General features: G+C 69.1%; 16 protein-coding genes. 10 read left to right on the top strand and 6 right to left on the bottom strand.

Annotated elements, in window-relative coordinates:
* Positions 1 to 21 precede the first annotated feature (21 nt).
* Together HT102_RS09745 and HT102_RS09740 are read right to left on the bottom strand one after the other, a co-directional pair.
* Complete coding sequence (locus tag HT102_RS09745) at positions 22 to 1,305, bottom strand: alkane 1-monooxygenase (RefSeq protein ID WP_192039234.1); 1,284 nt, start codon at positions 1,303 to 1,305, stop codon at positions 22 to 24.
* Between the two features lie 174 nt (positions 1,306 to 1,479).
* A complete protein-coding gene (locus HT102_RS09740) occupies positions 1,480 to 2,025 on the bottom strand; it encodes an NADPH-dependent FMN reductase (protein WP_192039233.1) in 546 nt (181 codons plus the stop codon).
* 242 nt (positions 2,026 to 2,267) lie between these two features.
* On the opposite strand from HT102_RS09740, the gene rox reads away from it, so the two are divergent.
* Together rox and HT102_RS09730 are read left to right on the top strand one after the other, a co-directional pair.
* The gene (gene rox / locus HT102_RS09735) at positions 2,268 to 3,695 is read left to right on the top strand and encodes a rifampin monooxygenase (RefSeq protein ID WP_192039232.1); all 1,428 of its coding nucleotides are present in this window, start codon (positions 2,268 to 2,270) and stop codon (positions 3,693 to 3,695) included.
* 132 nt (positions 3,696 to 3,827) lie between these two features.
* On the top strand, positions 3,828 to 4,808 hold the full coding sequence (locus tag HT102_RS09730) for a patatin-like phospholipase family protein (protein WP_192039231.1): 981 nt from the start codon (positions 3,828 to 3,830) through the stop codon (positions 4,806 to 4,808).
* Positions 4,809 to 4,946: 138 nt separating this feature from the next.
* Here HT102_RS09730 and HT102_RS09725 read toward each other — a convergent pair whose 3' ends face one another.
* Entirely contained in the window at positions 4,947 to 6,170 is a 1,224-nt protein-coding gene (locus HT102_RS09725; protein WP_192039387.1) for an MFS transporter, read from the bottom strand.
* A 103-nt stretch (positions 6,171 to 6,273) separates the two neighbouring features.
* Between HT102_RS09725 and HT102_RS09720 the strand changes: the two genes are divergently transcribed.
* Positions 6,274 to 7,167: a LysR family transcriptional regulator gene (locus HT102_RS09720; RefSeq protein WP_192039230.1), complete on the top strand. Its 894-nt coding sequence runs from the start codon at positions 6,274 to 6,276 to the stop codon at positions 7,165 to 7,167.
* Positions 7,168 to 7,171: 4 nt separating this feature from the next.
* Here HT102_RS09720 and HT102_RS09715 read toward each other — a convergent pair whose 3' ends face one another.
* Positions 7,172 to 8,428 carry a bifunctional alpha/beta hydrolase/OsmC family protein gene (locus HT102_RS09715; RefSeq protein WP_225443478.1) on the bottom strand — a complete coding sequence of 419 codons (1,257 nt, stop codon included), beginning with the start codon at positions 8,426 to 8,428 and terminating at the stop codon, positions 7,172 to 7,174.
* A gap of 227 nt (positions 8,429 to 8,655) precedes the next feature.
* Between HT102_RS09715 and HT102_RS09710 the strand changes: the two genes are divergently transcribed.
* From HT102_RS09710 to HT102_RS09700, 3 genes are all read left to right on the top strand, one after another.
* Positions 8,656 to 10,053, top strand: coding sequence for a mycothione reductase (locus HT102_RS09710; RefSeq protein WP_192039229.1), 1,398 nt, complete (start codon positions 8,656 to 8,658; stop codon positions 10,051 to 10,053).
* A gap of 297 nt (positions 10,054 to 10,350) precedes the next feature.
* Positions 10,351 to 11,040 carry a FadR/GntR family transcriptional regulator gene (locus HT102_RS09705; RefSeq protein ID WP_192039228.1) on the top strand — a complete coding sequence of 230 codons (690 nt, stop codon included), beginning with the start codon at positions 10,351 to 10,353 and terminating at the stop codon, positions 11,038 to 11,040.
* Position 11,041: 1 nt separating this feature from the next.
* Positions 11,042 to 11,896 (top strand): sterol desaturase family protein, encoded by an 855-nt coding sequence (locus HT102_RS09700; protein ID WP_192039227.1) that lies wholly within the window; start codon positions 11,042 to 11,044, stop codon positions 11,894 to 11,896.
* On the opposite strand, the gene HT102_RS09695 is transcribed toward HT102_RS09700, so the two are convergent.
* Complete coding sequence (locus tag HT102_RS09695; protein ID WP_192039226.1) at positions 11,830 to 12,999, bottom strand: DUF2306 domain-containing protein; 1,170 nt, start codon at positions 12,997 to 12,999, stop codon at positions 11,830 to 11,832. The two genes, HT102_RS09700 and HT102_RS09695, sit on opposite strands and share 67 nt — an antisense overlap.
* 62 nt (positions 13,000 to 13,061) lie before the next feature.
* Here HT102_RS09695 and HT102_RS09690 point away from each other — a divergent pair, with 62 nt between their 5' ends.
* Entirely contained in the window at positions 13,062 to 13,745 is a 684-nt protein-coding gene (locus HT102_RS09690; protein ID WP_192039225.1) for a TetR/AcrR family transcriptional regulator, read from the top strand.
* A 29-nt stretch (positions 13,746 to 13,774) separates the two neighbouring features.
* Here HT102_RS09690 and HT102_RS09685 read toward each other — a convergent pair whose 3' ends face one another.
* Positions 13,775 to 14,716, bottom strand: a complete 942-nt coding sequence (locus HT102_RS09685) for an NAD(P)/FAD-dependent oxidoreductase (RefSeq protein WP_192039224.1) — start codon at positions 14,714 to 14,716, stop codon at positions 13,775 to 13,777.
* Positions 14,717 to 14,822: 106 nt separating this feature from the next.
* Here HT102_RS09685 and HT102_RS09680 point away from each other — a divergent pair, with 106 nt between their 5' ends.
* The 3 genes from HT102_RS09680 (at position 14,823) to HT102_RS09670 (ending at position 17,299) form a co-directional block, all read left to right on the top strand.
* Entirely contained in the window at positions 14,823 to 15,413 is a 591-nt protein-coding gene (locus HT102_RS09680; RefSeq protein WP_192039223.1) for a helix-turn-helix transcriptional regulator, read from the top strand.
* 189 nt (positions 15,414 to 15,602) lie between these two features.
* The gene (locus HT102_RS09675; RefSeq protein ID WP_192039222.1) at positions 15,603 to 16,004 is read left to right on the top strand and encodes a DoxX family protein; all 402 of its coding nucleotides are present in this window, start codon (positions 15,603 to 15,605) and stop codon (positions 16,002 to 16,004) included.
* A gap of 194 nt (positions 16,005 to 16,198) precedes the next feature.
* Complete coding sequence (locus HT102_RS09670; protein ID WP_225443498.1) at positions 16,199 to 17,299, top strand: winged helix DNA-binding domain-containing protein; 1,101 nt, start codon at positions 16,199 to 16,201, stop codon at positions 17,297 to 17,299.

Here is a 17,299-nt window from a genome sequence, read left to right as displayed (position 1 = left end):
GTCAGCGCGGCGGTGGGTGGGTCAGGATTCCCCTGAGCCTGAGTTCCCTGCGCCCGGCTTCTCGTCGCCAGAGTTCCCTCCGTCAGCGTTTCCGGCGCCGTACTTGGCGAGGATCTTCTCCCGCTTGGGCGGATAGATGTTCGCCTTGGTGATGTCACCGCCGTAGTGGGCGAGCACGCGCTTGTCCATGACGCGGCGCCACAGCGGCGGGAAGTAGGCCAGCACGATCATGCTGGCGTAGCCGCTGGGCAGGCTCGGCGCGCCGTCCCAGGAGCGCAGGATCTGGTAGCGGCGGGTGGGGTAGGCGTGGTGGTCGCTGTGTCGCTGCAGGTGGTACAGGAACACGTTGGTGCAGATGTGGTCGCTATTCCACGAGTGCGACGGCGCGCACCGCTCATAGCGCCCGCTCGCGGTCTTCTGCCGAACCAGGCCGTAGTGCTCCAGGTAGTTGACCACCTCGAGCAGCGAGAATCCCCAGACGGCCTGGAGGATGATCCACGGCAGCACGGCCCAGCCGAAGATCGCGACCATCGCGCCCCACAGCACCACCGACATCAGCCAGGCGTTGAGCACATCGTTCTTGATGGACCACGGGCTCTTGCCCATCCGGTCGAAGCGTTGCTGCTCGAGGTGCCAGGCCGACTTGAGGCTGCCCCACACGGTGCGGGGGAGGAACATCCAGAAGTTCTCGCCGAACCTCGCGCTCGCGGGGTCCTCCGGCGTGGCGACGCGGACGTGGTGGCCGCGGTTGTGCTCGACGTAGAAGTGCCCGTAGAAGGTCTGCGCGAGGGTGATCTTCGACAGCCAGCGCTCGAGCTGGACCTTCTTATGGCCGAGCTCATGGGCGGTATTGATGCCGATGCCGCCGATCATCGCCATCGTGGCCATCACGCCGAACTTGTCGATCAACGATAGCGGTCCGTCATAGCCGATCCAGCTCGGGTTGCTGGCCGTGACGAAATAGCAGGCGAAGACGAAGCCGGTGTACTGGATCGGGGTGTAGGCGTAGAGGATGTACCGGTAGTACTTGTCGTTCTCCAGCTTCTCCATCCAGTCATCCGGCGGGTTCGAGCCGTCCGGACCGAGAGCGATGTCGATCAAGGGAATGATCATGTAGACGAGGATCGGGCCGATCCACCAGGAGATCGATGCCGCGGTCGTCCAGCCGAGACTGTTGTACAGCGCGACGAAACCCATTCCCACAAGGAACAAGGCAGGGACCGCCATCCCGAGCATCCACCAGTAGCGCTTCTTGTCGTGCCACTGCGAGACGGGAGTCTCGTGCAGCGAATCCGATGAAGTCATTAGCCCTCCTTGGCTCACCACAAAGGCACCACAACTCTGTGTTGCCGCTACTTCCGACACTACGCCCAAATCGCCGATTTAGTGACGTGAATCACAGCAGAATGATCTTCCTCGGAGCGGCCCGTGAACCGTCGTACCAGCACGAAACGTCACGGTGAGAGAGGGGACCCAGTGTCAGCAGAGGCGCTCGGTCAACGACACGAGCTGGTCGAGGAGCGTCGCGAGCTCGCCCTCGCGGCGGTCCTGCAGGGCTAGTCCGGCCTCGTCGAAATCGGTGAACAGGCCGAGCGCGACCTGCGCCCGCACGTCATGCATCTGGAAGTTCGCGGTGATCTGGCGCCAATGCTCCACCGCGCGCACGCCTCCGTCGGCGCCGTAGGAGACAAACGCGACGGTCTTGCCCTTCCACTCGGGACCGATGCTGTCGAACGCGTTCTTGAACCCGCCGGGGACACTGTGGTTGTACTCGGGAGTGACGAACACAAAGCCGTCGCACTCATCGATCGCCGCGCCCCAGGCGGTGACGGCCTCGGAATCGTACTGCCGGTTCGCCGCCCCCGGAACGGTCGCTGAGGTAAGCAGCGGAACGTCGAATGCCTTCAGGTCGATCACCACGAAGTCGGCATCATCGCGCGCCTTCGCGGCCCCGCTCACCCAGGAGCCAACAAGCGCTCCCTTGCGGTCGTCACGAATCGAACCGATGATGATGCCAATCTTCATTGCGCTCCTCGGGGATGCAGGGAATCAAAGACTCCGCGCTGATCGTGGACGCCTCCACCGTAGTCCTCGTCGCGCGCTGATGCTCCCCGGAAGACAGCAACGGCAGGAAACGACTGACGTTCCCTGCCCCCTTCAATCTATAGCGCACTGGGGGCCTTGCGGCAAGGCCCCGGTGGTGGCGCACAATCACCGTTCAAGGTGTGGGCACGCGGCGGCGCGGCCCCGGTGAGCAGGGGGATTCCATGGTTGATGTGATCATCGCGGGGGCGGGGCCGACGGGGCTGATGCTGGCTCGGGAGCTGCGGCTGCACGGGGTGGACGTGCTGATCGTCGAGCGGGATGCCGAGCCGCCTCCGTTCGTCCGCGCGCTCGGACTGCATGCACGCTCCCTCGAGATCCTGGATCAGCGGGGCATGCTCGGGCCCTTCCTCGACAAGGGCCAGAAGCATCCGCTGGGCGGGTTCTTCGCCGGTATCGCCAAGCCCGCCCCCGAGCACCTCGATACCGCGCACGGCTACGTGCTCGGCATCCCGCAGACCATCACCGACCGGTTGCTCGCCGAGAGCGCCCTCGAGCGGGGCGCGCAGGTGTGGCGGGGCCGCGAGCTCACCAGCCTGGAGCAGGACGAGGCCGGAGTGACTGTGGGGCTCGCCGATGGTCACGAGCTGCGGGCCCGCTACCTCGTCGGCTGCGACGGCGGGCGCTCCGCGGTGCGCAAGCTGCTCGGCGTGGGCTTTGACGGCGAGCCCTCGCGGGTCGAGACGCTGCTCGGGGAGATGGAGCTCAGCGAGCCGCTCGAGACCGTGGTGGCAGTGACGAGCCGGGTCCGCGAGACCGAGAAGCGGTTCGGCGCGATGCCTCTTGGCGACGGTGCGTACCGCGTCATCGTGCCTGCCGCCGGTGTGGCCGGGGATCGCTCGGCGCCACCGACGCTGACCGAGTTCGCCGAGCAGCTCCGGGCTACCGCGGGCACCGACCTGGGCGCGCACTCACCACGATGGCTCTCCCGGTTCGGCGACGCCACCCGCCAGGCCGATCGCTACCAGGTGGGGCGAGCGCTGCTCGCCGGCGACGCCGCGCACATCCACCCGCCGGTGGGCGGGCAAGGCCTCAACCTGGGGATCCAGGACGCGTTCAATCTCGGCTGGAAGCTCGCCGCCGAGATCAACGGCTGGGCGCTGGGCGGGCTGCTGGAGACCTACCATGCCGAGCGGCACCCGGTCGCCGCGGATGTGCTCGACAACACCCGCGCGCAGATGCAACTGCTCTCCACCGAGCCCGGCCCGCGAGCCGTGCGGCGCCTGATCGCTGAACTCATGGACATCGACGAGGTCAACCGCTACCTCACGGAGAAGATCACCGCGCTCGGGGTCCGCTACGACCTCGGTGACGGGCACGAGCTCGTGGGCAAGCGCCTGCGGAACCTCGAGCTCGAGCATGGTCGGCTCTACGAGCACCTGCACAACGGCCGGGGCATGCTGCTTGACCAGGCAGGCATGCTCTCGGTCGCGGGATGGGCAGGACGGGTGGACCACCTCGTCGACACCAGCCCCGAGGTAGGCGTGCCCGCGCTGCTGCTGCGCCCCGACGGACACATCGCCTGGGCGGGCGAGGACCAGCAGGATCTGGAGCATGCGCTGCGCAGGTGGTTCGGGGCCGCGGCGCAGTAGGCGCGGCGGGCCGACGACCACGCAAACGAGCCGTGCCCCGCAACGTGCCGGTAACCGAGTGGCGCGGAAAGTTCACGAGTCGAGTAACCATCGTTGCAGCAGGGTTGGACGATAACCGCTACGTTACGTCTCATGCACAGCTTCTCCCGCCCGCAGCGCACCGTCCTCGATATCCTGCGGCATCGCCGTGCCTTCGCCTCGACCGCGCGCGATCGCGCGGACGACCACAAGGTCGCGCTCGTCATCGAGGGCGGGGGAGCGCGTGGCTCCTACTCGGGCGGCATGGTCGCCACTCTGGAGAAGCTCGGCTACAGCACCGCCTTCGATGCTGTTTTTGGCACCTCCGCCGGGGCGCTCAACGCCGCCTGGTTCCTCGCCGGGACCGCCAACGAGCACCTCTGGACGTGGTGGGAGCCGCGCGTTGTGCACCGCATCCTCGAGCCGCGCCGCCTGCTCACCGGCGGCCGGGCCTTCGACATCGAGCATCTCGTCGAGACGATCTACACCACCATCGCCCCGATGGATTTCGCCGCGATCGGGGCGCACCACACCACCCTGCATCCGGTGGCGACCGAGCTAGCTACCGGCGCCGCCACCGACCTGCACCGACACACCCGCACGCCCGCCGGGATCAGGGCAGCACTGCGGGCAAGCTGCGCGCTGCCCCTGGTGGCCGGGCCGCCCGTGCACCTCGGCGGCCAGCGCTACCTCGACGGCGGCCTCGCCGAATCCGTTCCGCTCGGCTCCGCGCTCGCCTGGGGCGCGACGCATGTGCTCGTGCTGCGCACCCGCAGCGCCGCCCACGCCCTCGCCGGCAACAGCGGGCTCTCCGCGCTGATGGAGGTGCTGGCCGTCCACGGATACCTCGCGCGGCAATCCCGCGCTGCCGTGCAGGCCTGGACGGGCCGCGCCGAGCGTGCCGAGCAGCTCGAGGAGATCCTTGGCCGGCCCAGCCCGGCCTTTTCCGTGATCAGGCCGCCCGACACCGCGCCCATGGTCGGTACCGGGGAGCGGGACGAGCAGCTCCTGCGCACGGCTGTCAGGATCGGCGCGGCCCAGGTGGACGTTGTTCTGGGCGATGGTGCCCGGTCGCTGGAGGGCGCGCGGGGCTAGGTGCTTCCACCGGGGCAGCGTTCCTGGTGGCGGCGGGTGAATCTGCTAGCGATTGTCACGCCCGGCGTTGGCGTGTCGCGGCGTGTCGCGTGACAATCACCAGCAGATCCCGGCGCGCCAGGCAGGCGCGCAACGCCGCTAGCCGCGCCGGGCGACCGAGCGCGGCAGCGCGCACAGGACGAGGACGAGCGCGAGCACCACGCACACCGCGACGTGGACGATGAGCCCTGCCCAGCCGCCATGGCCGAACATGATGCCCGCGCCGCCACCGAGCACCGCGGAACCGGTGTAGTACGCCGCGAGGTACAGCGACGATGCTTCCGCCCGGTCGCGTCGAGCGAGCACGCCCACCCAGCTCGATGCCACGGCGTGAGCGGCGAAGAACCCGGTGGTCAGCACTGCGATCCCGGCGAGCAACGTTGGCAGCATGGGGGGCAGCGACAGCGCGGCACCGACGAGCATCAGCGTGATCGCGCCGAGCAGCACCCCGCGCCGGCCGAACCGGTCAGCGAGGCGCCCGGCGCGGGGTGAGGACACGGTCCCCGAGAGATAGAACAGGAACACCAGTCCCGCGAGGGCGGGGGCAAGCCCGAATGGCTCCCCGAGCAGCCGGTAGCCGAGGAAGTTGTACATCGACACGAACGCGCCCATCAGCAGGAAGCTGACGCCGAAGAGCGCGAGCATCCGCGTATCGCGCAGGTGGCCCCAGGCCTGGCTGGCGGTGGCGCGCAGGGAGACGGGGCGGGCGACGAACATGCGCGAGCGGGGCAGCATCCGCATCATCACGATGGCGCTGGCCGCGGCTACCAGCGCGGTCGCCTCGAGCGCCCACCGCCAGGACGTCACGTCGAGCAGCCCGAAGGCGAGGATCCGCCCGAGCAGCGCGCCGACGGTCGTGCCCGCGATGTAGCGGCCCATCGCCTGGCCGAGGGAAGCGCCCTCGATCTCCTCGGCCAGGTAGGCCATCGCCACCGCGGGCACTCCCGCTAGGGCGAGGCCCTGCAGGGCGCGCAGCACCAGGATCGTGGAAAGCGTGGGGGAGAGCGGCACGAGCAGGCCGATCACCGCGGCGGCGATCGCGGAAATCGTCATCACGCGGGTGCGGCCGAACCGCGAGGACATCGCGCTCGCCGGGATGATCGCGAGCGCGAGGGCCCCGGTGGTCACCGACATCGCGAGCGCTGAGGTCGCGGGAGCCACCCCGAACGCTCGGGAGAGCTCGGGCAGCACCGCTTGCGTCGAGTACATCGACCCGAAGGTGGTGACCCCGGCAATGAACAAGGCCACGGTGATGGCCCGGTACCCGCGCGAGTCCACCCCATGCGGCGTGGCATGGGGCGCGGTCGCCTGCGCGGTGATCATCGGGGCCATGCAGGCAATCGTCGACCACCCCAGGCGGTGAAGGAAAATACATGGAACCGCTAGAGTGCATGCAGAAGCGGCATACCAGCAGTTGGGGGTGATCATGGCAGCACGGACGAGTGACGCGCTTCACGAGTTCATCGCCATCGCCGAGCACGGCCAGGTCTCCGCCGCCGCCGACGAGCTCGGCATCGCCCAGCCCACCCTCTCCCGCAGGCTCCGCCGCCTCGAGACCGACCTCGGCGCCACGCTGTTCGACCGGCGAGGACACCACCTCGTGATCACCGCCGCCGGACGCATCCTCCTCGACCACGCCCGACGCGCCTCCGCCGAGCTCGATACCGCCCGCCGACGCATCGCCGACCTCGCCAACCCCGCGCTGGGCACCGTGCGGCTCGGGTTCCTCCACTCCTTCGGCTCCTGGCTCGTCCCGCGGCTGATCCGCGAGTTCCGCGCCACCGAGCCGCGCGTCACCTTCACCCTCGCCCAGGATGCCGCCTCCACCATCACCGACCGGGTGCTCGACGGCACCCTCGACCTCGGCATCGTCTCCCCCCGGCCGCACGACACCGGCATCGCCTGGACCCAGCTCATCGAGCAGCAGCTCGCCCTCGCCGTGCCCGACGACCACCCCCTCGCCTCCCGCCAGGCCGTCGACCTCGCCGAGGCGGCCGCCGAGCCGTTCATCACCATGCACCACGGCTACGGCATGCGACGCATCCTCGAGGAGCACTGCGCCACCGCCGGCTTCCGGCCCCGCATCACCTTCGAGACCTCCGAGCTGCTCACCATCGCCGGGATGGTCGCCGCGGGCCTCGGGGTTGCCCTCATGCCCATCGAGCAGCACCCGCTGCTACCCGAGGGGCTCGTGCAGATCCCGCTCGCCGGTGCCCGCGCCACCCGCGACGTCGGCCTCGTCCGCAGCGCGGCTGCGCCCCAGCCGCCAGCCGTGCAAGCCTTCCACGATTTCGTCATCGCGCGTTCCGGCGTGGCCTAGGGCCTCACGGGGCCTCGCGCGTGCTGACGTGGATCTCCGAGTGCAGGGTGCGGTGCACGGGGCAGCGATCAGCGATCTCCATCAGCCGGGCCCGCTGGTCGGCGTCGAGGTCGCCGGTGATGCGGATATCCCGCTCGATGTGGTCGATGTAGCCCTTGGTGGTCTCGCAGGCCTCGCAATCCTTGGCATGGACGCGCGAGTGCCGCAGCGCCACATGCACGCCGTCGAGCGGCCAGTTCTTGCGATTGGCGTACATGCGGATGGTCATCGACGTGCACGAGCCGAGCGAGGCGAGCAGCAGGTCATACGGGGAGGGCCCGGTGTCATCGCCGATCGGCTCGGGCTCATCGGCGCGCAGGCGGTGCTTTCCCGCCGCGATGTGCTGGGCGTAGATGCCCTCGTTGGCCTCGGTGACGGTGACGGTGCCCTGCGGCGCGGCGAGGTCGGGCTCGGCGGGAGCGGGGGGCTGCTCCGTGCGGGTGTAGCGCGAGGACCAGGCAGCGATGATCGACGCCACGTAGGCCGCATCGCGCCGATCGGTGAGCAAGTGGTTCGCCCCATCGACGGTGACGAACGACTTCGGGTGCCGGGCGGTGTCGTAGATCTGCCGGGCATTGTCGATGGCGACGATCTCATCGATCGGGGAGTGCAGGATCAGCAGTGCCGCGTCGAGGCCCCGGATGCGATCGTGCTGCGGCTGCGACTGGATGTCCTCGAGGAACTCGCGGCGAATGGTGAACTTGCGCCCGGCCAGAGTGACCGTGGCGTGCCCGCACTCCTCGATCTCCTCCCGCGACTCATCGAACAAGTGCGCGACATGCGCGGGATCGGCGGGCGCGCCGAGGGTGACCACCGCCCGGACCTCGGCGATGCGGTGCGCCGCGCCGAGCACCGCGGACCCGCCGAGGGAGTGGCCGATCAGGATCGACGGCGCCTCGTAGTGCTCGCGCAGGAAATTCGCGGCCGCATCGATGTCGGCGATGTTGGAGCTGAAGCTCGTCTCGGAGAAATCGCCCTCCGACGAGCCGAGCCCGGCGAAGTCGAAGCGCAGCACCGCGATCCCGGACTCGGTCAGGGCTCGCGCGATGCGCGACGCGGCGACGGTGTCCTTGCTGAAGGTGAACGCGTGGGCGAACACGGCGAACGCCTGCGCGGGCCCATCCGGCACATCGACGTGGCCGGCGAGCATCACGCCATCGGGGCCGGGGAACTGCACGGCCCCACCGGTGATGACGCGGCCCTCGCGTGACTGTCCTTGCATGGGGGTGCTCCTTCGCTGCTTGCCAGGGTCTCCTGCGGCACAACACTGGCCACGCTACCGGGCAGTCCCGGACTGTCGCCGAGGTGACCGGGCCCGTGCCATGATGGCCCCGGATGCAACGGTGATTGTCTGATCAGCGACAAACACGGCATGGAAGCACCCCAGGCCACGTTGTAGCAGCCTGATCCCATCATCAGGCCCCGAGGGGGGCGAGGAAGGCCAAGCACATGCAGCATTTCGATCTCGCGATCATCGGCACAGGGTCGGGCAACTCCATCATCGACGAGCGATTCAGCAGCAAGCGCATCGCCGTCATCGAGCGCGGATCCTTCGGCGGGACCTGCCTCAACGCGGGTTGCATCCCCACGAAGATGCTCGTCCACACCGCCGATCTCGCGCACGCGGCGCGCCACGGCGCGCGCTTCGGCCTCGGCACCACGGTCGAAGAGGTCGACTGGACGGCGATCCAGGAGCGGGTCTTTGGCCGCATCGATCCCATCGAGGCCAGCGGGCGCGAGTACCGCAGCGGCCACGCGGACAACAGCAACGTCACGGTGTTCGCGGGAACGGCCCGCTTCACCGGCGCCAAGGAGCTCGGCATCGAGCCCAACGGCGGTGGCCGCGCCACCACCATCACCGCCGATGAGATCGTCATCGCCGCGGGGTCGCGACCCACCATCCCCGGCATCGCGGGGCTCGACGAGATCGACTACCACACCAGCGACACCATCATGCGCGTGCCCGAGCTCCCGAAGCGCCTCGCCATCATCGGCGGCGGATTCGTCGCGGCGGAGTTCGCTCACGTCTTCAGCGCCCTCGGTGTCGAGGTGACACTGATCGCGCGGTCCTCGACGCTGCTGCGCGGGGAGGACGCCGACATCGCCGAGCGCTTCACCGACATCGCCTCCGCGCGCTGGGACACCCGACTCGCTCGCAAGACCGTCCGCGCCGAGGCCCTCGACCGCGGCACCAGGCTCACCCTCGAGGGACCGGCGGGCGAGGAGTTGCTCGACACCGACGCCGTGCTCATCGCGGTGGGCCGCACGCCCAACACGGATCTGCTCGATGTGCCGGCCGCGGGCATCCGCACCACCAGCGACGGGCGCATCGCCGTCGACGAGCACCAGCGCACCAGCATCGACGGCATCTGGGCGCTCGGCGACATCTCCTCGCCGTGGGGGCTCAAGCACGTCGCCAACCACGAGCAGCGCGTCGTGCAGCACAACCTGCTCAACCCGAACGACCTCGCCGTCACCGATCACCGGTTCGTGCCGCACGCGGTGTTCAGCGCCCCGCAGATCGCCTCGGTCGGGCTGACCGAGGCCGGCGCCCACGCCGCCGGGATCGACATCGACGTCGCCGTGCAGGACTACGCCGACGTCGCCTACGGGTGGGCGATGGAGGACAAGGACGGCTTCGTCAAGCTCATCGCCGACCGCGCGACCGGGCAGCTCGTGGGCGCGCACATCCTCGGGGCGCAGGCCGCAACGTTGATCCAGCCGCTCATCCAGGCGATGAGCCTCGGTTTCGAGGCGCGCTCGCTGGCGCGCGGGCAGTACTGGATCCACCCCGCGCTGCCCGAGGCGGTGGAGAACGCGCTGCTGAAGCTGCCCGCTCGCAGGTAGGGGCATGCTCCGAGGCGGCTAGGCGAGCACGATCCAGCCGGGGTGCTCGTGCCACTGCTGCTGGCCTCGGCTGGTCGCCCGGCTGGCCTGGCCCTCGGCTGGTCTGGCCTCGGCTGGTCGCCGCGAGTGGAAACTTTTCCCGGTTGGGGCGGGAGAAGTTTCCACTCGCGAGGGGCGAGGGGCGGGGGGCGAGGTCCGAGGGGTCGCGCAGGTGCGGCTCCGGCACCGGCTTGCCGCAGAAACCCAACTGGTCCAACCAGTTGACAGGTGAGCCGGGCGTGGGTCATTCTTGACGGCATGGACATCGCTCCCGTCGCCCGCGCCGCCGTCTCCGACACGGTGTTCGCCGCGCTCGTCGACGAGATCCTCTCCGGCCGTGCCGCACCAGGTGACGCGCTGCCCTCCGAGCGCGAGCTCGCCGTCGCCTTCGCGGTCAACCGCCACGCCATCCGCGAAGCGCTCAAGCGCGTGCAGCAAGTCGGCCTCATTCGCATCGCCCAGGGCGGCAAGACCCGCATCGAGGACTGGCGCCACACCGCCGGGCTCGAGGTGCTCCACGCGCTGGCCATCAGTGGCGCGGTGCCCGCCGACCGGGTGCTGCGCGACATTCTCGCCCTGCGCGCCACCGTTGCCGCCGACGCGGCACTGCTGTGCGCCACCACCGCCACCGGTGACGAGCTCGCGCGCGTGCTCGCCACCGCCGACGGCTACCCGGCCGGCCCCGCAACCGTTGCCGAGCTGACCTCCGCCGACCTGGCTTTCTGGGAGGCCGTCATCGACGGGACCCACAACATCGCGTTCCGCCTCGGCCTCAACACCCTTGTCAGCGGGATCTCCGCCATCGGGGTGGAGCGCATCCCCGCCCTCGTCACGGAGTACGCCGACCGCGACAACCACCTCGCCCTCGCCCGCCTGATCGCCGACCGCGACGGAGACCGGGCCAAGGCGCTCACCGAGCGCCTGCTCGCACCGATCCTGGAGCCGTGAGATGTTCGATCTGATCCTGCACGCTGTGCCTGTCTTCGTGCTGATGCTTGCCATCGAGGCGTTCTCGTTCCGCTGGCGCCCCGACGAGGACCAGCGCGGCTACGACCTGCGCGATGCCCGCACCAGCATCACCATGGGCCTGGGCAACGTCGTCATCAACATCGGCTGGAAGCTCGCCGTCGTCGCGATCTACGCCGCCGCGTACCTGCTCACCCCGTTGCAGGTCGATCCCGCGAACCCGCTGACGTGGGTGGTGCTGTTCTTCCTCGACGACTTCCTCTACTACTGGTACCACCGCACCCACCACACCATCCGGGTGTTCTGGGCGAGCCACGTGGTGCACCACTCCAGCGAGTACTACAACCTCTCCACCGCCCTGCGCCAGCCCTGGACGCCGTTCTCGTCGATGCCCTACTGGCTGCCGCTGGCGCTGCTCGGCTTCCCGCCGTGGATGATCCTCCTCGCGCAGTCCTGGAACCTGCTCTACCAGTTCTTCATCCACACCGAGCGAGTAGGGAAGCTCTGGGCACCGATCGAGTACGTGCTCAACACCCCGTCGCACCACCGCGTGCACCACGGCACCAATCCGCAGTACCTCGACAAGAACTACGGTGGCATCCTCATCGTCTGGGACCGGCTGTTCGGCACCTTCGAGCCGGAGGGCGAGCGCGTGCGCTACGGATTGACCAAGAACATCAACACCTACAATCCGCTGCGCGTGGCCACCCACGAGTTCGTCGCGATCTGGCGGGATGTTCGCGGCTCCCGGTCGTGGCGGGACCGGGCGGGCTACCTGTTCCGCGGGCCCGGCTGGGCGCCCACCGCCACTGAGGAGTCGGAGCCTGCTCGGCGGTGACTCGGACGGCGCGAAACACGGCGCTGGGCGAGAACGACGACTAGCCCGACGGTCAGCACGGCGGGCGGGGCGGTCAGCGCGGCGCCGTGGAATGCCTCGAGCGCGGTGAACGGGATCGAATACACCAGCCAGAGGGCGAGGAACATCGGCGGAGCGAGCGTGAGCGCCCTTCGATGGATCCGCCAGTCGGCGAGGGCCCGCTGATCCGTCCCGCGGCCAGCGATGTTCTCGGCGAGCACGAAGCCACCGAGGAACACCACGAAGCTCGCCACGAGGGTCGCGGTCAGGATCGTCACGTCACCGATCCACCGGTGATGCAGGGCCACGATCATCCCGGTGCCGAGCAGGGACGATGCCCAGGCGACCTGATCGATCCGTCCCACTGCTGCCACTGGTGCCTTTCCCGGCGTGCTGAAATGCCGGGACGCGAGGATCGCGCCGGTCACCGCGGCGAAACCGAGCACGATCGCACCCATCATGTTGGTGAGCTCCTGCGAGTACGCGGGATCCAGCGCGCCGTAGAGCATGTACTGCACGCGAAGCAGGGGAGCGGTCAGCAGCAGCGCGAAGGCGTAGGCCATCAGGCTCTGGTGCATCCAGAGCTGGCGCGCCCGGATCGCCACCACCGCAGCGATGGTCGCGGCGAGCGTGCCGATCGCGAGGAACCAGAGCTGCAGGTGGAAGGCAGGCCCGTCGAAGGTGCCCGCGGGGCCGACGCGCACGAGGTAGATCATCGATGTGATCATGCTGATCAGCACGAGGCCGGCGAACACGCGCCCGGTGGCGCGGTGCAGTACGAGGTGGCGGGCACGCAGGCGGGTGCTGAACTGCGCGATGGCCAGCAGGATCGCCAGGCCCCCCGTCGTGGTGTGCAGCAGCAGCGCGATGCGGTTCGCTGCATAGGCGGCGGCCTGCTCGTGCTCCACCGATCCGGGCCCGGTGGCGCGGCTCTCTCCAACCACCTGCGAGAAAGCGCTGATCCACAGTTGCGGGCTGCGCATGCCGAAGAAGGTCCACATGTACTCGATCGCCATGGGGGCGTAGACGACGCAGACGATCGCGAGGGCCAGCCATGTTGCCTTGCCCGTGAAGGTTCTTCTCACAGTTGCTCCTAGACGCTTGGTATAACGTTTGTTATAGCAGGTGCGATGCAAGGATGGAAGGCATGGCACGAACACGGGATAGCCATCACATGCGCCAGAAGCTGCTCGACGGTGCCGCTCGGCTGCTCGCGGAGGAGGGGCCCGCGGCGCTGACCACCAGGCGAGTCGCCGCGGAGGCAAGCACGTCAACCATGGCCGTCTATACGCACTTCGGCTCGATCGCCACGCTCGTCGAAGCCGTCGTCGAGGAGGCGTTCACCAGGCTCGCCGAGGCCATGGCCAGCGTCGGGAGCACCGATGACCCGGTGGCCGACATCGCCGGGCTGACGCGCGCGTACCTCACCAACGCCCGGGCCAACGGAAATCTGTACGCCATCATGTTCGGCGCAGCATCGCTCGGCCCATACCGCAGGCACGCCCCCGACGAGCTCCGGATCGGCAGGGCCGAGACCTTCGGCCTCGTGCTCGAGGCCGTCCAGCGAGCTCTCGACGACGGCAGGTTCCGCCCGGCAAGCCCCGTGCGCGTGGCCACCCAATGGTGGTCGGCCATCCACGGCTACACGATGCTCGAGCTCGGCGGATACATCACCCGGCCCGGCGGCGTGGCGAAGGTGCTCGCGCCCCTGCTCGAGAGCCTCTTCATCGGACTGGGCGATGATCCCGCCGCCACCCTGCGGTCCATCGCCCAGCTCGACAGCGGCGCCCTCGACGGCGGGACCCAGGATCAGCCTCCCCTGGAAACCTGACAGCCGAGTCACATGACGTATGTGTCGCTCTATGCGACGGTCGCTGAGCGCCTCCGCGCCACGGCACCGCGTACATCCTCGGCCACGAGATCCGCGTTCAGCCCTGCCGCGACCGCCACTCCGTCCCCGGCCGATGCGGTCACCATCGCCTTGAGATCGCGCACGTTGCCAGCCGCCCACACGCCCTCCACCTCCGTGCGGCCCATCGGGTCGGTCTCGATGAACCGGCCCATCGGATGCTCGGACGCCACCCCGCCCAGCTGCTCATAGACGTCAACCCGCGCCAGGAAGCGGGGCGCCACCGCGAGCGCGTCCACCTCCCAGCTGCTCCCGTCGCCGAGGAGCAGGCGCAGCGGCCCATCGCCACCGACCTCCCGCACCGGGCCCGGCACCACAGCGATACCGAGGGCGTCGAGCTGCTCGCGCTCATCCGCGGCGAAGGCCTCCCGCTCGTGCACGAACACCGTCACCGAGTCGCTGAGCTGGCGGAACAGCAGCGCCTGGTGCATCGCCATCGGCCCGGTCGCGAGCACCCCGATCGCTTGCCCGCGCGCCTCCCACCCGTGGCAGTACGGGCAGTGCAAAAGCCGCGAGCCCCAATGCGCGCGCAAGCCCGGCACCGATGGCAGCTCATCGACGATGCCGGTAGCTATGAGCACCCGCCGCGCACTGATGTCAGTGCCGTCCTCGAGGCCTAGCGTGAAGCCTCCCGCGCCTGATGGGCGTGCCCGAGCGACAGTTGCGTCCACGATCACCGCGCCGTAGCCGCGTGCCTCCGCCCGGCCCTTTACCAGCAGATCGTGGGGCGCGATGCCCTCTTGGCCGAGGACGTTGTGCGCTCCCTCCGCTGGGGCATTGCGTGGCTCGCCGCCGTCGATCACGATCACTGATCGCAGGGAGCGGCCAAGCGTGACCGCGGCCGCGAGGCCTGCCGGGCCGCCGCCGACGATCGCGACGTCGTATGTGCTCATGGGATCTCCTTCACCGCTGGGCTTCTCCCGATCGGGCCTGCTTCCAGTCTGGGGGCCCGGTCTCATGTGTAGCAAGACCTGTTGCTGGTATGGCAAGCTCGCAGGCATGGATGAGACCGTCGAGAACACCCTCACCGCCGTAGCGGGCCGACTGCGCGCCGCGCGCACCCAGCGCGATCTCACCCTCGCCGACGTCGCCGCGCAGACTGGGATCTCGACGAGCACCCTCTCGCGCCTCGAATCTGGACAGCGTCGCCCCACTCTGGAGCTGCTGCTGCCGCTCTCCCGGACCTACAACGTTCCGCTCGATGACCTCGTGGGCGCCCCCGCTGCGGGTGATCCGCGCGTGCATATCCGCCCGCTGCGCCGGGGCGATCGCACCATCCTGCCGCTCAGCCACGGAGCCTCCGGGCTGCACGCCTTCAATCACGTCCTCCCCGGAGCCACCGCGCACCCCGGTGCCGCTGCCGCCCCGCGACTACGCGTGCATCCAGGCCACGAGTGGTTCTACGTGCTGCGCGGCAAGCTGCGCCTGCTGCTCGGTGATCAGGAGTACATCCTCGGGCCCGGTGAGGCTGCCGAGTTCGATACCCGCACGCCGCACTGGTTTGGCAGCGCCACCCCCGACGGCGTCGAGTTCCTCGGCATCTTCGGCCCCTCTGGGCAGCGCATGCACATCACGCCCCTCGAGGATTAGCGGTCCTTCGGATGGGTGCGGTTGTGCACCCTCCCGGGCGCCCGAGCGGGTGCAGAACCGCACAGAAGTGGGATCAGCTGGTGGCCGAGGTCACCCCTCGCCCCGGAAATAGTTGCATACGCAATTAAGTTGTTGGGGGCAGCGAGGCGGAAGGACCGCCCGAGCACCACACCAGATAGGGAAACCATCATGGACGTCGTACTTCTCGCAGGCCGCATCCTCTTCAGCGCGCTGTTCCTCTTCTCCGCCATCGGCCACCTCGCCCAGGCCGACGCCATGGCCGGCTACGCGAAGTCCAAGGGCGTGCCGTTCGCCAAGCCCGCCACCATCGCCAGCGGGATCGCCCTCGCGGTCGGCGGGCTGAGCGTCCTGCTCGGCGTCTACGGGGAGATCGGCGCGGCGCTGCTGTTCCTGTTCCTCGTGCCCACCGCGATCATCATGCACAACTTCTGGGCCGAGACCGACCCGGCAGCGAAGATGAACACGCAGATCTCCTTCAACAAGGACATCGCGCTCGCCGGTGCCACGCTCGCGCTGGTCTGGGTGTTCGCCCAGGATCCCGGGCTGACCGTCACCAGCGCGCTGCTCTGACCCCAGCCACAACCAGTCCCAGCTGCATCGGATGGCCCGTGCTCCCGACCGGAGCGCGGGCCATCGCGTTGTGCAACCCCGCGGATGCGTGCGGTTGTGCACCCTCCCGAGCGCGTGAAGGGGTGCACATGCGCGCACGACCGAGCGCGCGCGGGCGAATGTCAGGGCAGGGGAGTAGAACCGACCCCGTGGAGATGAAGCCCCGCGAGGTCCTAGCCCGCCGCATGCACAGCCTGCTGCTCGCCCCGTCGTCCCCGGAGGCGAGAACGGTCGCCGAGGTGGTCGAGTGGTTCGGCGCCATGCAGGCCCAGGATATTGGCAGCGGACTGTGGTCATTGGGCGCGCGACTGCCTGGCCACACCATCGAGGACGTCCAGCAAGCGCTCGAGGACAAGCAGGCGCTGCGGACGTGGCCGATGCGCGGCACCGTGCACTTCGTGCCGTCCCGCGATGCCCGCTGGATGCTGGAGCTGACCGGGGCAAAGGTGCTGGAAGGAGCGGAGCGGCGCCACGAGCACCATGACCTTGACCGCCAAGCGATGACCAAAGCGGTCGATGTGCTGGGCGCCGCGCTGTCCGGAGGCGGGCGCATGACGCGGGCGGAGTGCCTGCAGGTGCTCGAGGAAGCCGGGATCGGCACGCAGAGGCAGCGCAGCTACCACTTCCTGTGGTACGCCAGCCAGGTCGGCGTCACCTGCATCGCGCCCAGCATCGGCAATGAGCAGACCTTCGTCCTGCTCGACGAATGGGTCCCCGATCCAGCCCGACCTGGGCGCGCCGAGGCGCTCGCCACCCTCGCGATCCGCTACTTCCGCAGTCATGGGCCGACCACCCGCAAGGACTTCATGGGCTGGACCGGACTGAACACCGCCGAGGCGAAGGAGGCGATCGCCGAAGCCGGTGATGAGCTCACGAGAATCACCTGCGAGGGCGTCGAGATGTACTGCCCACCAGCGTTGCTCGATGCACCCGCGACACCGCCGCGTACGGTTCGCGCGCTGCCTGGCTTCGATGAGTACCTGCTCGGCTTCAAGGATCGCGGGCTGATGGTCGATGCGGCGCACGCGCAGGCCATCGTTCCGGGCAACAACGGGGTGTTCCGGCCGACTATCGTGCGCTCCGGCCGGGTGATCGCCACCTGGCGGAAGAAGTCCCTCACCCGCGCCGGGCAGCGGATCGAGGTGGATCCGCTCGTCTCTGTGAGCGATTCGGCCCGCGCGGCGATCACTAGCGCGTTCGCTCCCTACGAGCGGTTCCTCGGCACTCCTGTGGAGCTGCTGTGGCCGGAGCTGTAG

It is taken from the genome of Lolliginicoccus lacisalsi, assembly GCF_014841105.1.
In the GTDB taxonomy this organism is placed as follows: domain Bacteria; phylum Actinomycetota; class Actinomycetes; order Mycobacteriales; family Mycobacteriaceae; genus Lolliginicoccus; species Lolliginicoccus lacisalsi.
This window is presented reverse-complemented; position numbering and strand designations above follow the sequence as displayed.